Source organism: Mesorhizobium sp. LSHC412B00 (assembly GCF_000503035.1).
Lineage (GTDB): Bacteria > Pseudomonadota > Alphaproteobacteria > Rhizobiales > Rhizobiaceae > Mesorhizobium.
Genome location: NZ_AYWB01000005.1, coordinates 206,745 through 222,576 on the forward strand (window position 1 = coordinate 206,745; position 15,832 = coordinate 222,576).

Sequence of the window (15,832 nt, forward strand, 5' to 3'; positions counted from 1 at the left end):
GGAGAGCGTTGCCGGGCCGTAGCACATGAGGTCAGGAAATCAAGCCGGAAGCTCGATCAAGCCGGCGCCGGCAACGACGCTCAGCTGTGCTCGGGATAGCCGGCGATGCCAGTGCGCGTGAGCTGCCAATGCACTTCGGCGATCTCCGAGGCCTTGAAGGCGAGCACGATCTGGCGGCTGCGGCGCGGGCCGCCAAGGCCGGCGAAATAGATCGATTCCTCGACCTCCGGCACCACTTCGGTGCAGGTGAACACCCAGGTGTCGGCCTGGTCGGCGGTCAGCACCAGGCGGTCATGCTCGTCCTGCAAAAGGTTGATATCAGGGTGGATGTGGAAGCGCACCACGACGAAGTCGCGGCCATTGTTGCGGATCGCCGCACCGCCCGGGCGAAGGAAGCGATCCCTGCCGGCGAGCACATTGCCCTCGCTCGACAGTTTCAGCTCGCGCTCATGGAGGAAGCCAAAGCGCTGCATATAGCCGTCATGGCGGGCGATGAACCCTTGCGTGCCCTTCTGGTCGATGCGCTTGCAAGGCACATGCTGCGGGCCGCCGAGCAAGGGTGAGCCGAGCAGGTCGTTGACGCGCAGCGAATGGGAAAACCGCGCCGACGAGGTGTCGTTGATGGTGGCGGTCGAATGCGCCGCGGTGGCACGGGCCAGCGGCCGGAATTCGGCGGCGCCATAGGTGTCGATGCCGGCATTGACGATATAATGCTGGCGACCGGACGAGAGTTCGAAGGCCAGGCACCCGGCATGCGCGGCGTTGGACACATCGACGGCCGGCGACGGGCCGGTATCGGCAATTACCGTAACGCCGCCCATACACAGCCGCTCATAGCCGGAATGCGGCGCGTGCAGCAGCGGCGCGCCGGCGGTGTCGTCGTGGCGCAAGATGGTGGCAATGCGGTCGTGGATGGTGGCGCCCATGCCATTGAAGCGGGCGAGGCTGCCATCCTGATGGCGGAAGAAGCGCAGCGCCGGCAGCATGCGGTCGATGGCGCCCATCAGGGCGGCCGGTGGCGTTTCTGCCTGATTGGCATAGGTCTGGCGCAGCGGCAGGAGATCGGCGAGCAATTCGAGCACCGCCATCGGGTTGCGCGAAATATGGCCGCCATCGGGAAGGATCTGGCGGTCGAGTTCTTCCGCCAGGTTGCGGGTGGCGCCGCGCAGTGCCGAGGCCGGCGCCGGCAGCGACAGCGCGGCGAAGGCAAGCGCGATGCGAGCGCGCAGCCTGTCCTTGCCGTCCGGCATTTCGCGCGCCATCGAGCGGAGATAGCGGATCTGCACGGCGAGCGATTTCAGGAAGGCGCGATAGAACGGAAATTCGGCCCCTTGTAGGACAACCGAGGAGTGTTGCAACCAGGCAATGACTCGCTTGGCGGTGGTGCCGGGCTCCCAGGCTATGCCGGAAATCTGGTTGCCATGCATGGCGATCCAGTCGGAGACAAGCGCGCGTGCATTGGCGGCGGCCAGCTCGGTGCCGGCGGCGCGCATATGGCGCAGCCAGCGAAAGCCGTGCAGCGTCTTCACCCAGCCGCGGTTGGCGACGTCGATCTGGAATGGCGATTTGCCGCCGGTCTCGACCAGATGTCCCGACAGCGGATAGCGGCCATAATAAATCTCGAGCGCGATCTGCGGATCGGCGAGCCTGAGGTCGGGCGGTGCAATCAGGACGCGTTCGGGCGTGCGCCCGGAATAGCGCCAGCGATAGACTGGCCCTGCGCGAAGGCGCCGGCGCGTCTTGCGCCAAAACTCCTTAGCGACAAGCGTCCACAGACGTGTCGTGCTGCCGGCAGCCAGTGCCAAAACCCCTCCTCGTCGCCTGGAGATAGAGCATGCTGTCGCCCGAAAACCGCGTCACACTTTTCGGCATCATGTTCCGGTACCCCAGCACAAGCTTATATGATTCAAGAACTTGTGCGAAGTCGAATTCCGCCGACGTGAAGCGCCTCACGCTGCCGGCCACCGACCCGCCCCGAAAAAAGTCAAGCGCTTCGCGGGTTTAAGCCCGGCAATCCGGCACTCACTTGCGGTTGTGGCGAGACCGAAATTCGCTGGGCGAACAGTTTTCCCGGTCGCGAAACAGACGGGAGAAATAGAAGGCGTCGTGGATGCCGACGGCGGCCGCAATGGACTCGATGGGCGAATCGGAGGCGGCCAGCATCTGTTTGGCGCGGTCGAGCCTCGTGCGCAGTTGGAAGGCCTTGGGCGACATGCCGGCTGCCCGCGCAAATCTGCGCCGCAAGGTTGCCGGCGACATCGAGAATTTTGCGGCGAAGGCATCGAGATCGACCGGGTCGCACGCGCAGCGGCGCAATTCGTCGATGATGGGCTGCATGTCGGCATGCTGGAAGCCGGGATTTCGTTGACGGTTGTTCCAATCCATTGCCTGGCGGGCAGCACGCACGACGATGCGATGCATCGTGGCGGCGGCTTCTGCCTGGCTCAGCATCGTATCGAGCGACAGCTCACCATGCAGCCTGTCGAACAGCCGCTGCATTTTGCCGAGGTCGCGCAAGGGGACGACAGGGGCGTCCTCGGCGATCAGCCGCAGCCGGGTGAAATCGCGTATCAAGGCGCCGTCGAAGAGCGCCCAGCGTTCGAGCCATCCCGATGCATCCGGCCCGTAGGAATGCATCCTCCCGGGAAGCAGCCAGAACAGGGCCGGCGCTCGGATCGTCTGCATGCCGGCTGTCCTGGTTTCAAGCCAGCCTTGACCATCCTCAATCAGCACCACGGCGAATTCCGGCAATTTGCGCGCTTGGATCGCCTGCGTGACGCGATGCCGACCAATCCCTGTAACCGACAGGCCGCCGGCCGCGGCCGGTGCGGATCTGTAGAGCGCGTAAGGGTGATCGTTCATGAGCGAAAAGTCCATGGCTTCGTTCCGTCCATGGGCGAGCGTGCGAACAGTATGGCATTTCCAGCTAAGGATGGAAAATCGCAGGTGGCTGAAATGTCAAGCTCAACAGGTGGCACGCAACGACGGATTCCTGTTGCGTCAATCGATCTGAACGCCAACGGCAAGACATTATCGATGGCGCCGAACCGGTTGGGTCATCTCGTGCCAACCGACGCCGGGGTCGGCATCGATGCCATTCGCGGCCTCCTTGCCGAGCAAGGCTATGTCTGGCTGAAAAGTATGCTGCCGCGCCGCGACGTCATCGATTTTCGCGGCTGGGTGTTTTCGTATCTGGCCGACACCGGCTTGCTGCAGCCCGGGTCCGATCCCGCGCTTGGCCTGGCGGCGGCCGCCGGAACGTTCGACCGTCAGCTCGCCGATCGCCGGTTGATGGCGCTGGTTCGCTCCACCGCCTATGAAGGGTTCTGCGCACAGCCCCTGATGGCCCGGCTAATGGATGCGTTCGTCGGCGGGCTGTCCTATTTGCACAAGCGCAAGATCATGCGTTTCACCCAACCGGGCACCACCGTGGCGACGCCGGCGCATTACGACCTCGTTTATCTGCGCGGCGGCACCAGCCGCATCGTCACTGCCTGGATCCCGATCGGCGACGTTCCCGTCGACATGGGCGGCCTGGTCTATCTCGAGGGATCGCACGCCATCGGCCTCGACATGGAGGCCCGGTTCGCCAGGGAAAATGCCGGGCTGAGCCCGCAGGAGCGCATCAGCGCCTACAACAGGAACATGAGCGAGGGCGGCTGGGTGTCGAAGGACCTGCCCGACATGGCGGAGCGGTTCGATACACGCTGGCTGATCGCGGATTTCGAGGCCGGCGATGTCGTCCTCCACTCGCCCTATATGATCCACGCCTCGACGACCAACCAGAGCGCGGAGGGGCGTATCCGGCTCTCCACCGATATCCGCTACCAGAATGTCGATGATGAGATCGATGCGAGGTGGGGGAAGCACTGGAGTCTGAACGACATGCTTTAGGCATGTCGTCGCGTCGGAGTCAGGCCAGACGTCGCATGCGGGCGGCGAAGAAGCCGTCCAGGCCGGAAACCCCTGGCGAACCAAGGTCAAGATCGGCGGGTGTGGTGCGCAGCGTGCCTTGCGGGGTCAGGAAGGCGTCGATGCCAGCGATTTCGCCGGGCTGCAGCGGATCGTCGGCGACGGTCTTGTTGCCGGCCAGAAAGGCGCGATACAGATCCTCGCCTTCGATCGGGTCCAGCGAACAGTTGGAAAAAACAATCCGGCCGCCCGGTTTGACCAAAGTGACGGCGCGGGCGAGCAGCTTTGCTTGCAGATCGGCTAGCTTTTCGACGTCGGCTACCGTCTTGGTCCATGGCACGTCCGGGTGGCGCCGAACCGTGCCGGTGGAAGAGCAGGGCGCGTCGAGCAGGACGGCGTCGAAAAGCTCCGCCGGCTGGTATTTCAGCAGATCGGCCTGCACGATCTCGGCGGACAGCCCAAGCCGTTCGAGGTTCTGCGTCAGCCGCGCCAGCCGGTTCTTCGAGGTGTCCAAGGCGGTGACTTTGGCGCCGGCAAGGATAAGCTGAGCGGTCTTGCCGCCGGGGGCGGCGCAGAGGTCGGCGACGCGTAATCCTTTGACATCGCCGAACAGCCGCGCCGGAAAACTGGCGGCGGCGTCCTGGACCCACCATGCGCCTTCGCTGAAGCCCGGCAGTTCGGTGACGGAGGCGCTGAGCTTTTCCACTCGCACCGTGCCGGTCGGCAGCACGATGCCGCCGAGCTTTTCGGCCCACAGTTCGGGATCGGCCTTGACCGTGAAATCCACCGGCGCCTCAACGCGATGCGCCGCCAGGATCTGTCTGGTCATCTCAGGGCCATAGGCAGCTTTCAGGCGATCGGAGAACCATTTTGGCGCCTCATCGGTGGCGGCAAGAGCTGCCGGCAGTTCGGTTTCCTTGGCGCGCACCAAAGTGCGCAGCACGCCGTTGACGAGGCCGGAAAAGCGCTGCGTGCGTGGGTCCGACTTGGCGTGGGTCACAGCCAAATCGACGGCGGCGCTGTCGGGGATGTCGAGGAACAGGATCTGCGCCGCCGCAACATGCAGGATTTGCGACAGCGCTGTGGCGTTGGGCGGCAGCGGCTTTTCAAGGCGGCGGGCGAGGAGCCCGGCAATGGTCATGCGGTAGCGCAGCGCGGTCACCAGTATGGCGCGCACCAGGCCGCGGTCGCGCAGGTCGAGCACCTTGTATTGCGGGTGGCCGTTCTCGTGGTCCGTCAGCCCGTCGAGCGGCGTTTTGGCGTCGATAACGGCGGCCAGCAGCCGCGCCGCGGCCTTGCGCGCGGCGAGGCCGGCGACGAATTCGTCCGAGCTGTTTTCGCGATCGCCTGAATGTGCGGGCCGGGATCTGGCGCCGCTCACGACCACGGACCTTTGGGTCCGGTCGGATTGCGGCCCCACGGATTGGCTTTCGGCTTGGCCGGTTTGGTCGGCTGCGTGGGGCGTGCTGCCTTACCCCACGGACCTTGCTCGGCATCGGCCGGCAATTCTTCGATCGGCTCTGGCGTCGGCGCCTGGCGCGGCGCCGGCTGGCGGCCTGCCATGTCGCGCGCCATCGCCTGCAGCGCGGCGATGCGGTTGTCGGTGTTCGGGTGGGTCGAAAACAGGCTGTCCATTCGCTCGCCGTGAAGAGGATTGATGATGAAGAGATGCGCGGTCGCGGGATTGCGTTCGGCATCCGGGTTGCGGATGCGTTCGGCGCCGCGGGCGATCTTGTCAAGCGCTGATGCCAGCCAAAGCGGATTTCCAACGATTTCGGCGCCGCGCCGGTCGGCCTCGTATTCGCGGGTGCGGCTGACCGCCATCTGCACGATCATGGCGGCGAAGGGCGCGACCAGCATCGCCACCAGCACGCCGACAAAGCCGAACGGGTTGTTGTTGTCGCGGCTGCCGCCGAAGAAGAAGGCGAAATTGCCGAGCATCGAGATGGCGCCGGCGAGTGTCGCGACAATGGTCATGGTCAGCGTGTCTCGATGCTGGATGTGGGCCAGCTCATGCGCCATGACTGCCGCCACCTCCTCATGCGACAGGCGCTCCAGCAGCCCGGTCGAGGCCGCGACCGCGGCGTTCTCGGGATTGCGGCCGGTGGCGAAGGCGTTCGGCTGCGGATTGTCGATCAGATAGGTCTTGGGCATCGGCAGGCCGGCCTGCTTGGCCAACGCCTCGACGATGGCGTGGAATTCGGGCGCGTTCCTGGCATCGACCTCGACGGCGTGGTTCATCGACAGCACCATCTTGTCGGCATTCCAGTAGCTGAACAGATTGGTGCCCGCGGCGACCAGGAAGGCGATCATCATGCCGCCGGTGCCGCCGATCAGAAAACCGACGCCCATGAACAGCGCCGTCATCGCGGCCAGAAGCATGGTGGTGCGTAGCGTGCTCATCATCTGCTCCCTGTGCGGCCGTGGCAAAAAAAGGTCGATCGGGGTGAACTCATGGCTATATGATGGGAAACGCCGCCCTTGGTTTCAATCCGCCCGGACTATCGCATGACCGACCAACCCAGCAAAGCTGATGCCGACCGGGAGAAGGACCTGACGCCGGCGGCCAGCCGAGCGCTGGCTGAAGCCGAGGCGCGCCGTGAAGCGTATCGCCAGAAGGAAGCTGCGTTGCCGAAGGAAATCGGCGGCCGCGGCGGCAAGGAACCCGGCCGCTACGGCGACTGGGAAGTGAAGGGACTGGCTAGCGATTTCTAGGGGTTCAGGAACGGAAGAACTGGGGAACTGGTGAACTGAAGCGTTGAAGAAAAAGGCGCACAGCCGTTCTCCAGTTCTCCAGTTCTCCAGTTCTCCAGTTCTCCAGTTCTCCAGTTCTCCAGTTCTCAGGCCGCGCTGCGCTGTGCCCCCAGCGTCATCCAGCCGCTGTCATCGATGGCGATGGAGACGGTTTCATAGCCACCAATCGAGTTGTGCTGAGTCGTCATTGGATGTTGGTGAGTGGCGCTGATCACCATCACCGACGCTCCCGCTGCTTCCGCGGCGGCGATGCCGGCCGGCGCATCCTCGAAGACCAGGCAATCGCCGATGTCGACGCCGAGCCGTTTTGCCGCCAGCAGGAAACAGTCTGGCGCCGGTTTGCCGTGAGACACATCCTCGGCCGCGACCACCAAGGCGGGAACCGGGATGCCGGCGGCCCGCATGCGCAGCAGCGCCAACGGGCGCGGCGCCGAGGTGACGATCGCCCAGCGCTCTGGCGGCAAAGCGTTGAGGAACGGCACGGCGCCGGCGATCGGCAGCACGCCTTCGACATCGTCCGACTCGGCCTGCAAAAGCACAAACGCCTCATGAACAGGGTCGACGCCGGGAAGCGCCAGCCTGGTGATGGTCTCGACCGCCCGCACGCCATGGATCGTCGGCAGGAAGGCTTCGACGTCGAGACCGTGCTTAAGCGCCCACGCCGCCCAGACGCGCTCGGCCGAGGCGATCGAATTGAGCACCGTACCATCCATATCGAACAGGAACGCGGCGAATTTTCTGCCTGCAAACATCAGATTTTCCACGGGGTTAGGGATCGTTTCGGGAGGGTCAAAACATGTCGTGCGACCGTAACGTCGCCACGCCTGCCTGGGAAGCCGCGGGAGAGCCTTTTCGATAGTTCCAGGGAACCATGGTCCCGCCTCTGGCGTTTTGAGCATACTGTTTTCCACGGGATCGAAGGGGCAATCATTGTGCTGATCCGGCTCGGCTACGAAATCGCCATTGAATGCGTCGGCGCCACGCCGGTCATCTCGCTGCTTGATATCCACAGGGATCGTCAGGCCGACATCAAACGGCAGACGCGCGTGCTGACGTCGCCTTCAGTGCCGAGCAAGGTCTATCACGATCTGTTCGGCAATACCTGCCGCCGCTTCACCGTACCCGCCGGCAGTTTCCGCATTCTCTATGACGCAGCCGTCGAGGACAGCGGCGAGCCTGACGCGGTCAACACGCTGGCCAGGGAAGTGCCGGTGGCGGAACTGCCGGACGATGTGCTCGGCTACCTCCTCGGCAGCCGCTATTGCGAGACCGATCATCTGAGCAGTCTGGCCTGGCAGCTTTTCGGCCATGTTCCCTCCGGCTGGGCGCGGGTGCAGGCGATCGTCGACTATGTCCACAACCGGCTGTCCTTCGGCTATGGCTATGCGCGGTCGACGCGCACCGCAGCCCAAGCGCATGAGGAGCAGGTTGGTGTATGCCGCGACTTCGCCCATCTGGCGATCACGCTCTGCCGCTGCATGAACATCCCGGCCCGCTATGTGAACGGTTATCTCGGCGACATCGGCGTACCGGCCGACCCGGCGCCGATGGACTTTTCGGCCTGGATGGAAGTGTTCCTCGACGGCAAATGGTACACGTTCGACCCCCGTCATAATCGTCCGAGGATAGGCCGCGTCGTCATCGCGCGCGGTCGTGATGCCACGGATGTGCCGCTGCTGCACAGCTTCGGCCCACACCAACTCTCGCTGTTCAAGGTCTGGACCTATGAGCAGGAGGGCAAGCTGTTCAATCCGCCCTATCACGGCGTCGACAAGACGGTCAGCGCGCGGATGCTGGCGTGACCGGATTCTGATCCGCTTCGACACACAATCCGGAAATGGAAAAGGCCGCCGCTTCTTGACGAAGCCGGCGGCCTTCCGTGTTTCCGTCCGTGGCGCGGCCAATGGCGGCGACCGAGGTCACCCGCCGCGCTTATCGCGCCTTAACGGGAAGACTGCTTCCCGAAAGTGCAATCCGCTGAGGCCACGTTCTGGAAAACGAAATCACTCGACATCGGATCACCTCCTTTCGATTTGTTGAACACGTACAGATGATGGGGTGCGTTGCAGCAAAAAACAAGATGCCGGTTTGAAATAGCTGGCGAGCCGCCTTTTGCGCCGGGTTGCGAAGAGCCGCGCGGGCGGGCAAAATCCATGCAAGGTGGATTGTCAGGACTCGGGAGGATGGCCATGGAGGCAGCCGAGAAGGCCGCGCGCATCGTGCGAACGGTGATCGAAACGCTGAAGCCGGGTTTTGCGGTCAAGCTGTGGACCGGCGAGCGGATCGGTCCCGCCACCGGGCCCGTGCTCACCATCAACGACCAGGACATCGTCTGGCAGGTGGTGAAGCGGCCATCGTTGTCGACGCTGATCGAGATGTGGATTTCCAAGACGATAGACATCGAAGACGGGACGATTTTCGATTTTTATGCACTGCCGTCGCAAGGCAAGCTCAGGACCAAGCTCAAGTCGCTGCCGAAGCTGGCGATCCTGCGCGACTTGCCGGCGGTGCTCCTGTCACGCAAGCAGATGAGTGCACGCACCGATCTGTCGGGTCGCAACCCCTATGTCAGCGGGTCGAGCCAGGAGGCGATCCAGCATCACTACGACATTTCGAATGCCTTTTACCGGCTCTTCCTCGACGAGCGCATGGTCTACAGCTGCGGCTACTTTAAGGATTTCGCCGATGGCATCGACCAGGCGCAGGCCGACAAGCTCGACCATATCTGCCGCAAGCTCAGGCTGAAGCCGGGCGAAAAGCTGCTGGACATCGGCTGCGGCTGGGGTGCCATGCTGATCCATGCGGCCAAAAATTACGGCGTCGTCGGCCATGGCGTGTCGCTGTCGCAGGCGCAGACCGATCTCGCCCGCGAGCGCATCCGCGCCGAAGGGCTGCAGGACCGCATCACCATCGAAATCAAATCCTATACGGAGCTCAAAGGCTCCTTCGACAAGATATCGTCGATCGGCATGTTCGAGCATCTCGGCCTCGCCAACCACGCCACCTATTTCAAGACCATCCATCGCTTGCTGAAGCCCGGCGGCATCTATCTGCACCACGCCATCACCAGGCGCAGCAAGGGCGACTTGAAGAAAACCTTGCGCAAGGGGCCGGAGTTCAAGGCGCTGCTCAAATACATTTTCCCAGGCGGCGAACTCGACACGATCGGCATGACGCTGGGCAATCTGGAGGCGCATGGCTTCCTGGTCTACGACGTCGAGAATCTGCGCGAGCACTATGCGCGCACCTGCCGGCTGTGGGCCGAGCGGCTACAGGCTCGCTTCGACGAGGCGGTCGCCGAAGTCGGCGAGGCCAAGGCACGGCTGTGGCTGCTTTATCTCACCGGCTGCTCGATCACCTTCGAGCGCGCCTCGGCGCAGATTTTTCAGACCGTCGTCACCAAACGCGCACGCGGGCCGAGCGGGCTGCCGCCGACACGGGCGGATCTGTATCGGTAGGGATAGGATTCGGGGCCGAACCCCACGCTTTCCAAGGTCTGCGATTCGCTGCCTCGCGGTAGAGGCCTACACGAACCGCATCGGCGCGCCGATCTCGACACGGGCAGGCCTGTCCACAGTGCAATAGACGCCAAGATTATGGGCGTTGTGGCGGACCAGATTGCGCAGGATGCCGGGATCGTGGTCAAAGCCGTCCTGGCTGATGATGGTGAAGCCGCAGCGGCGGCACGGCTCCGAGACGGTCACCAGCAGGTCGCCGATGGCAAGCTTGCGGCCAATCCATTCGGTCTCGGGAAACGAGCCTTCGACCGCCGCCATGTCGACGACGATGTTGGGGCGGAAGCGGCGCGGATCGGGAATGCCTTCGGGGTGCAGCGCCTTGAGCCGGGCCAGCGATGCGGTGGTCAAGAGATGGATCGGCGCTTTGCGGTAGCGCGCCGCGGTCAGCGGGCCGGTGTAGCCGGGAGCGTTGTCCTGGCTGAACGGCCGGATCGAGGCGGCGAAGCCGAGATAGGTCGAGACGGCGCTGTCGCATTCAGCGCCCGGCGCTACCAGCCAGTCGCCGTCGGGAACGGCGATCTCCAGCTTGCGGTCCTTGCTCAGCCGGGTGCGGATGCGCGGCACCTTGTGCCACTTGGCGTCGCGGTCGGGCCGCGCGATCTCATTGTCCGAGACATCGACAAGGCCGAACAGCCGGTCGCCGTCGATGGTTTCAAGGCCGACCGAAATGGCGTCCTGGCGTTCGCCGGCAAGCGAACTAGCGGGGTAACGCCAGAGCTCCGTGACTGCGCCCAGTGCAGCCATCAAATCCCCTCAGCCCTTCTTGTTCTGGCGGTTGGCGATCAGATCATCGACCACGGCCGGATCGGCCAGTGTCGAGGTATCGCCGAGCGCGGAAAAATCGTCCTCGGCGATCTTGCGCAGGATACGGCGCATGATCTTGCCGGAGCGGGTTTTCGGCAGTCCGGGCGCGAACTGCAGCTTGTCGGGCGAGGCGATTGCGCCGATCTCCTTGCGGACATGGGCGACAAGCTCCTTGCGCAGTTCCTCGCTCGGCTCCACGCCTTTCATCAAGGTAACGTAGCTGTAGATGCCCTGGCCCTTGATGTCGTGGGGATAGCCGACGACAGCTGCTTCCGACACCTTCTCATGGCTGACGAGCGCCGATTCGACCTCGGCCGTTCCCATGCGGTGGCCGGAAACGTTGATGACGTCGTCGACGCGGCCAGTGATCCAGTAATAGCCATCGGCGTCGCGGCGACAGCCGTCACCGGTGAAGTATTTGCCCTTGTAGGTGGAGAAATAGGTCTGCACGAAGCGGTAATGATCGCCATAGACGGTGCGCATCTGGCCGGGCCAGGAATCGGCGATGCAGAGATTGCCGTCGGCCGCCCCTTCCAGCACCCTACCTTCGCCGTCGACCAGCTGCGGCCTGATGCCGAAGAAGGGCCGCGTCGCCGAACCAGCCTTGAGGTCGGTGGCGCCGGGCAGCGGCGTGATCAGGATGCCGCCGGTCTCGGTCTGCCACCATGTGTCGACGATCGGCACCTTGCCGTTGCCGACGATGTTGAAATACCACTCCCAGGCTTCCGGATTGATCGGTTCGCCGACTGAGCCCAGCACGCGCAGCGACTTGCGCGAGGTCTTCTTCACCGGTTCGTCGCCGGCGCCCATCAGCGCGCGCAGTGCCGTCGGCGCAGTGTAGAAGATGTTGACCTTGTGCTTGTCGATGACTTCCCAGAAGCGCGACTGCGAGGGGTAATTCGGCACGCCCTCGAACATCAGCGTGGTGGCGCCGTTGGCGAGCGGGCCATAGACGATGTAGCTGTGGCCGGTGACCCAACCGACATCGGCGGTGCACCAGTAGATATCACCATCATGGTAGTCGAAGACATATTGGTGGGTCATCGAGACATAGACGAGATAGCCGGCGGTGGTGTGCAGCACGCCCTTCGGCTTGCCGGTCGAGCCTGAGGTATAGAGGATGAACAGCGGATCCTCGGCCTTCATCTTCTCCGGCTTGCAGTCGCCTTTCACCGTGGCGATCTCGTCATGGTACCAGATGTCGCGTCCCTGAACCCAGCCGGTCTTGCCGCCGGTGCGGCGCACGACGACCACCTTATCGACCTTGGTGCCGGCCTTGGCGGCGATTTCGATCGCTCTGTCGGTGTTTTCCTTCAGCGGGATCGGCTTGCCGCCGCGCAGGCCCTCGTCGGCCGTGATGACGAAGGTCGACTTGCAGTCATCGATGCGGCCGGCCAGCGCGTCCGGTGAAAAGCCGCCGAAGACGATCGAGTGGATGGCGCCGATGCGGGTGCAAGCCAGCATCGCGTAGGCCGCTTCCGGGATCATCGGCATGTAGATGGTGACGCGGTCGCCCTTCCTGACGCCGTGCTTCTTCATCACATTGGCGAGCCGGCAGACATGCTCGTAGAGCTCGTTATAGGTGATCTTCTTGTCGTCGTAGGGATTGTCGCCTTCCCAGATGATGGCTGTCTGGTTGCCGCGCTTCTTCAAATGGCGGTCGATGCAGTTGTAGGAGACGTTGGTTTCGCCGTCCTCAAACCATTTGATCGAGACCTTGCCCTCGAAGGAGGTGTTCTTGACCTTGCTGAACGGCTTGAACCAGTCGATGCGCTTGCCGTGCTTGCCCCAGAACTTGTCCGGATTCTTCACGCTGTCGGCATACCATTTGAGGTAGGTGTCGTTGTCGATCAGCGCATTCTTCTTCCACGCCGGCTGGACGCGGTGGATCTTCACCTCGGACATGTCTTCACTTTCCTCCCAAACCACCCCGCCGGCTTGACCTCAGCCAGGATCACGGCGACGCAGCCGCGAATTCGGCGGCATTATTAACAGTTCCGCGCTGACGGCAACATTAGACGTTGGATTCGCGTGGCGGGATGCCGCAGCTCCCGTTTCGGTTGCATCAGCACTCGGCAGCGGTCGCTGCTAACTGCATGTTTTCGTGCATAAAACCCGACTGGGATCAGGAAAATCATAGACAGTTAAGGAACGGCGCGCACAATTCGGTGTTGGGAGGAATGGAGAATCAACTAGGCCAAGGGGCTGTCATGCGCGATCATTCCGAAATGGACCTGATGCTCAAGGGGTATGGCCTGACCACGGCCAAGATTCTGTACCATTTTCCCGACCACCCGCATCTGCTGCAGAGCTTCATCTGGCAGGATTACGATCTGGCGCCGAAGTTTCCGGTGCTGATCAAGTTCATCGAGTTCTGGAAGGCCAGGCTCGACGGGCCGCTGCATTCGATCAGCTACACGCACCAGAAGCTGATCGCGCCGAACGAATGGCGGAAGGTGGATGGGGAGTTCGTGCTGCACTGAGCGGCAGTATAGCTGATCTCCCCCGCAAGGGGGGAGATTGGCAGCTTCAACGTCGTGTGATCACACCGCAGGCGGGTTCAGCCGGGCGAAACCTTCCTGGCGGAGATAGGGGAAGTACGGGTAGGGCGCGGTCACTTCGCTTGCCATGTCGAGCTTTTTGACCTGCTCCGGCGTCAACGCCCAGCCGACGGCGCCGAGGTTCTGGCGCAGCTGTTCCTCGTTGCGGGCGCCGATGATGACGGAGGACACGGTCGGGCGCCGCAACAGCCAGTTGATGGCGATCTGCGGCACGGTCTTGCCGGTCTCTTCAGCCATCGCATCAAGCGCATCCATGACCCGGTAGAGATGTTCGTCCGCGACCGGCGGGCCGAAATCGGCGGTGTCGTGCAGCCGGCTCTTTTCCGGCAGGGGCTGGCCGCGGCGGATCTCGCCGGTCAGGCGGCCCCAGCCGAGCGGGCTCCACACCAGCGCGCCGATGCCCTGGTCGATACCGAGCGGCATCAGCTCCCATTCATAGTCGCGACCGACCAGCGAGTAGTAGACCTGATGCGCGGCGTAGCGCGGGTAGCCATGCTTGTCGGCTTCCGCCAGCGATTTCATCACCTGCCAGCCGGAGAAGTTGGAGACGCCGACATAGCGCAGCTTGCCGGCGCGCACGAGGTCGTCCAGCGTCGACAACACCTCCTCGATCGGCGTGCCGGCATCGAAGGCGTGCAGCTGCAACAGGTCGATGTAATCGGTGCCCATGCGCTTCAGGGCGGCGTCGACGGCTTTGATCAGCCGCGAGCGCGACGAGCCGTAGTCGGCCGGTCTGTCGCCCATCGGCAGCGAAGTCTTGGTCGAGATCAGCACCGCGTCGCGGCGGCCTTTGATGGCTTCGCCAAGCACTTCCTCGGAGGCGCCGTTCGAATAAACATCGGCGGTGTCGAACAGATTGACGCCGGCCTCGAGGCAGATGTCGATCAGCCGCCGCGCTTCCTTGGCATTGCTGTTGCCCCAGGCCCCGAACAGCGGCCCGGAGCCGCCGAAAGTGCCGGCGCCGAAAGAGAGTGCGGGCACTTTCAGGCCCGATGCGCCGAGACGTCGATAATCCATTTTATGCTCCTTGATGATGTCGAAGAAGGATTGCGCGTGATGCTCATGACTGGGCGCAGACCGGCGCCCCGATTGTGGGGGCGCGATCGAGGCGCAGCGCCAGGGCAGCGACGCCAAGAGCCGCGACCGGCAGCAAAGCGGCGATCCAGGTTAGTGAGCCGAGGCCGAGGCCATGGGCAATCACCGCGCCGCCAAGCCAAGCGCCGGCGGCATTGCCGAGGTTGAAGGCGGCGATGTTGAAGGACGAGGCGAGGCTCTGGCCCGCGCCTTGCGCCTTTTCCAGCACCCACATCTGCAGCGGCGCCACGGTGGCGAAGGCGGCGGCACCAAGCAGGCCGACATAGATGACGGCCAGGATTTGGCTGTGGACGGCGAAGGTCATTGTGGCCAGCACCAACGCCAGCACCACGAGGCTGCCGAGCACCGCCGGCACCAACCAGCGGTCGGCGACCTTGCCGCCAAGCAGATTGCCGGCGATAAGACCGCCGCCGAAGACGAGCAGGATCGGCGACACGGCGGCTTCCCTGAAGCCGGTGATCTCGGTGAGCAGCGGGGCGATGTAGGTGAAGACGGCGAAGACGCCGGCGTAGCCGAGCACGGTGGTGGCGAGGCCGAGCAGCACCGGCGTGCGGCGCAGCACGGCGAGATCGGCGCGCAGGTTGGTCTTCTCGGGCGCCGTCTGGCTGCGTGGTACCAGAAGCAGGATCACTGCGAAGGCAGCGAGACCGACCAGAGCTACCGCCCAGAAGGTGGCGCGCCAGCCGAAGGTCTGGCCGAGCCAGGTGCCGAAGGGCACGCCGAGGATGTTGGCGATGGTCAGGCCGGTGAACATCAGCGCGATCGCCGAGGCTTTCTTGTTGGGTGCGACCAGGCCGGTGGCAACCACCGAGCCGACGCCAAAGAAAGTGCCATGGGCAAGGGCGGTGATGATGCGGGCGCCCATCAGCGTCCAGTAGTCGGGGGCGATCGCACAGGCGAGGTTGCCGAGCGTGAAGATCGCCATAAGGGCCAGAAGGACGGTCTTGCGGGGCCAGTTGCCGGTGGCGATGGTCAAAAGCGGCGCGCCGATGACGACGCCCAAGGCGTAACCCGAAATCAACTGGCCGGCGGCCGAGATCGAGACGTCGAGATCTTTGCTGACGTCGATCAGCAGGCCCATGATGACGAATTCGGTGACACCGATGCCGAAGGCGCCGGCAGCGAGGGCGTAGAGAGCAAGAGGCATGGCGGTTTCCAGTTCGAACGCGATGAGCGCCCTGTCCAAAC

14 protein-coding genes are annotated in these 15,832 nt (G+C 63.7%); 5 read left to right on the plus strand and 9 right to left on the minus strand.

Annotated elements, in window-relative coordinates:
• Positions 1-80 precede the first annotated feature (80 nt).
• Complete coding sequence (locus X757_RS152705; RefSeq protein WP_023668638.1) at positions 81-1,805, minus strand: heparinase II/III family protein; 1,725 nt, start codon at positions 1,803-1,805, stop codon at positions 81-83.
• A 217-nt stretch (positions 1,806-2,022) separates the two neighbouring features.
• On the minus strand, positions 2,023-2,877 hold the full coding sequence (locus X757_RS152700) for an AraC family transcriptional regulator (RefSeq protein ID WP_373432832.1): 855 nt from the start codon (positions 2,875-2,877) through the stop codon (positions 2,023-2,025).
• A gap of 78 nt (positions 2,878-2,955) precedes the next feature.
• Here X757_RS152700 and X757_RS152695 point away from each other — a divergent pair, with 78 nt between their 5' ends.
• Positions 2,956-3,894, plus strand: a complete 939-nt coding sequence (locus tag X757_RS152695) for a phytanoyl-CoA dioxygenase family protein (RefSeq protein WP_023668640.1) — start codon at positions 2,956-2,958, stop codon at positions 3,892-3,894.
• Between the two features lie 19 nt (positions 3,895-3,913).
• On the opposite strand, the gene X757_RS152690 is transcribed toward X757_RS152695, so the two are convergent.
• Positions 3,914-5,299: an RsmB/NOP family class I SAM-dependent RNA methyltransferase gene (locus X757_RS152690; RefSeq protein ID WP_023726114.1), complete on the minus strand. Its 1,386-nt coding sequence runs from the start codon at positions 5,297-5,299 to the stop codon at positions 3,914-3,916.
• Positions 5,290-6,315 carry a zinc metalloprotease HtpX gene (htpX, locus tag X757_RS152685; RefSeq protein ID WP_023726115.1) on the minus strand — a complete coding sequence of 342 codons (1,026 nt, stop codon included), beginning with the start codon at positions 6,313-6,315 and terminating at the stop codon, positions 5,290-5,292. The genes X757_RS152690 and htpX overlap by 10 nt, the downstream gene beginning before the upstream one ends.
• A 105-nt stretch (positions 6,316-6,420) precedes the next feature.
• Here htpX and X757_RS152680 point away from each other — a divergent pair, with 105 nt between their 5' ends.
• A complete protein-coding gene (locus X757_RS152680) occupies positions 6,421-6,627 on the plus strand; it encodes a DUF1674 domain-containing protein (RefSeq protein ID WP_023688862.1) in 207 nt (68 codons plus the stop codon).
• A 125-nt stretch (positions 6,628-6,752) separates the two neighbouring features.
• Here X757_RS152680 and X757_RS152675 read toward each other — a convergent pair whose 3' ends face one another.
• Positions 6,753-7,418 (minus strand): HAD-IA family hydrolase, encoded by a 666-nt coding sequence (locus X757_RS152675; RefSeq protein WP_023684076.1) that lies wholly within the window; start codon positions 7,416-7,418, stop codon positions 6,753-6,755.
• Positions 7,419-7,598: 180 nt separating this feature from the next.
• Here X757_RS152675 and X757_RS152670 point away from each other — a divergent pair, with 180 nt between their 5' ends.
• Both X757_RS152670 and X757_RS152665 read left to right on the plus strand, forming a co-directional pair.
• The gene (locus X757_RS152670; protein WP_023726116.1) at positions 7,599-8,468 is read left to right on the plus strand and encodes a transglutaminase family protein; all 870 of its coding nucleotides are present in this window, start codon (positions 7,599-7,601) and stop codon (positions 8,466-8,468) included.
• Positions 8,469-8,855: 387 nt separating this feature from the next.
• On the plus strand, positions 8,856-10,124 hold the full coding sequence (locus tag X757_RS152665; RefSeq protein ID WP_023726117.1) for a cyclopropane-fatty-acyl-phospholipid synthase family protein: 1,269 nt from the start codon (positions 8,856-8,858) through the stop codon (positions 10,122-10,124).
• Between the two features lie 66 nt (positions 10,125-10,190).
• Here X757_RS152665 and X757_RS152660 read toward each other — a convergent pair whose 3' ends face one another.
• Positions 10,191-10,928: an MOSC domain-containing protein gene (locus tag X757_RS152660; RefSeq protein WP_023726118.1), complete on the minus strand. Its 738-nt coding sequence runs from the start codon at positions 10,926-10,928 to the stop codon at positions 10,191-10,193.
• A gap of 9 nt (positions 10,929-10,937) precedes the next feature.
• A complete protein-coding gene (gene acs / locus X757_RS152655) occupies positions 10,938-12,893 on the minus strand; it encodes an acetate--CoA ligase (RefSeq protein ID WP_023726119.1) in 1,956 nt (651 codons plus the stop codon).
• Positions 12,894-13,198: 305 nt separating this feature from the next.
• Here acs and X757_RS152650 point away from each other — a divergent pair, with 305 nt between their 5' ends.
• Positions 13,199-13,471, plus strand: a complete 273-nt coding sequence (locus X757_RS152650; RefSeq protein WP_023668649.1) for an usg protein — start codon at positions 13,199-13,201, stop codon at positions 13,469-13,471.
• A 60-nt stretch (positions 13,472-13,531) separates the two neighbouring features.
• Here the strand turns inward: X757_RS152650 and X757_RS152645 are convergent, their stop codons facing one another.
• On the minus strand, positions 13,532-14,566 hold the full coding sequence (locus tag X757_RS152645) for an aldo/keto reductase (protein WP_023726120.1): 1,035 nt from the start codon (positions 14,564-14,566) through the stop codon (positions 13,532-13,534).
• Positions 14,567-14,609: 43 nt separating this feature from the next.
• Positions 14,610-15,791, minus strand: coding sequence for an MFS transporter (locus X757_RS152640; protein WP_023726121.1), 1,182 nt, complete (start codon positions 15,789-15,791; stop codon positions 14,610-14,612).
• Positions 15,792-15,832 lie beyond the last annotated feature (41 nt).

Coding starts and splice junctions, on each gene's coding strand:
- X757_RS152680 (WP_023688862.1), top strand. CDS start 6,421: ATGACCGACCAACCCAGCAAAGCTGATGCCGACCGGGAGAAGGACCTG.
- X757_RS152640 (WP_023726121.1), bottom strand. CDS start 15,791: ATGCCTCTTGCTCTCTACGCCCTCGCTGCCGGCGCCTTCGGCATCGGT.
- X757_RS152695 (WP_023668640.1), top strand. CDS start 2,956: ATGTCAAGCTCAACAGGTGGCACGCAACGACGGATTCCTGTTGCGTCA.
- X757_RS152650 (WP_023668649.1), top strand. CDS start 13,199: ATGCGCGATCATTCCGAAATGGACCTGATGCTCAAGGGGTATGGCCTG.
- X757_RS152660 (WP_023726118.1), bottom strand. CDS start 10,928: ATGGCTGCACTGGGCGCAGTCACGGAGCTCTGGCGTTACCCCGCTAGT.
- X757_RS152700 (WP_373432832.1), bottom strand. CDS start 2,877: ATGGACTTTTCGCTCATGAACGATCACCCTTACGCGCTCTACAGATCC.
- X757_RS152645 (WP_023726120.1), bottom strand. CDS start 14,566: ATGGATTATCGACGTCTCGGCGCATCGGGCCTGAAAGTGCCCGCACTC.
- htpX (WP_023726115.1), bottom strand. CDS start 6,315: ATGAGCACGCTACGCACCACCATGCTTCTGGCCGCGATGACGGCGCTG.
- X757_RS152675 (WP_023684076.1), bottom strand. CDS start 7,418: ATGTTTGCAGGCAGAAAATTCGCCGCGTTCCTGTTCGATATGGATGGT.
- X757_RS152665 (WP_023726117.1), top strand. CDS start 8,856: ATGGAGGCAGCCGAGAAGGCCGCGCGCATCGTGCGAACGGTGATCGAA.
- acs (WP_023726119.1), bottom strand. CDS start 12,893: ATGTCCGAGGTGAAGATCCACCGCGTCCAGCCGGCGTGGAAGAAGAAT.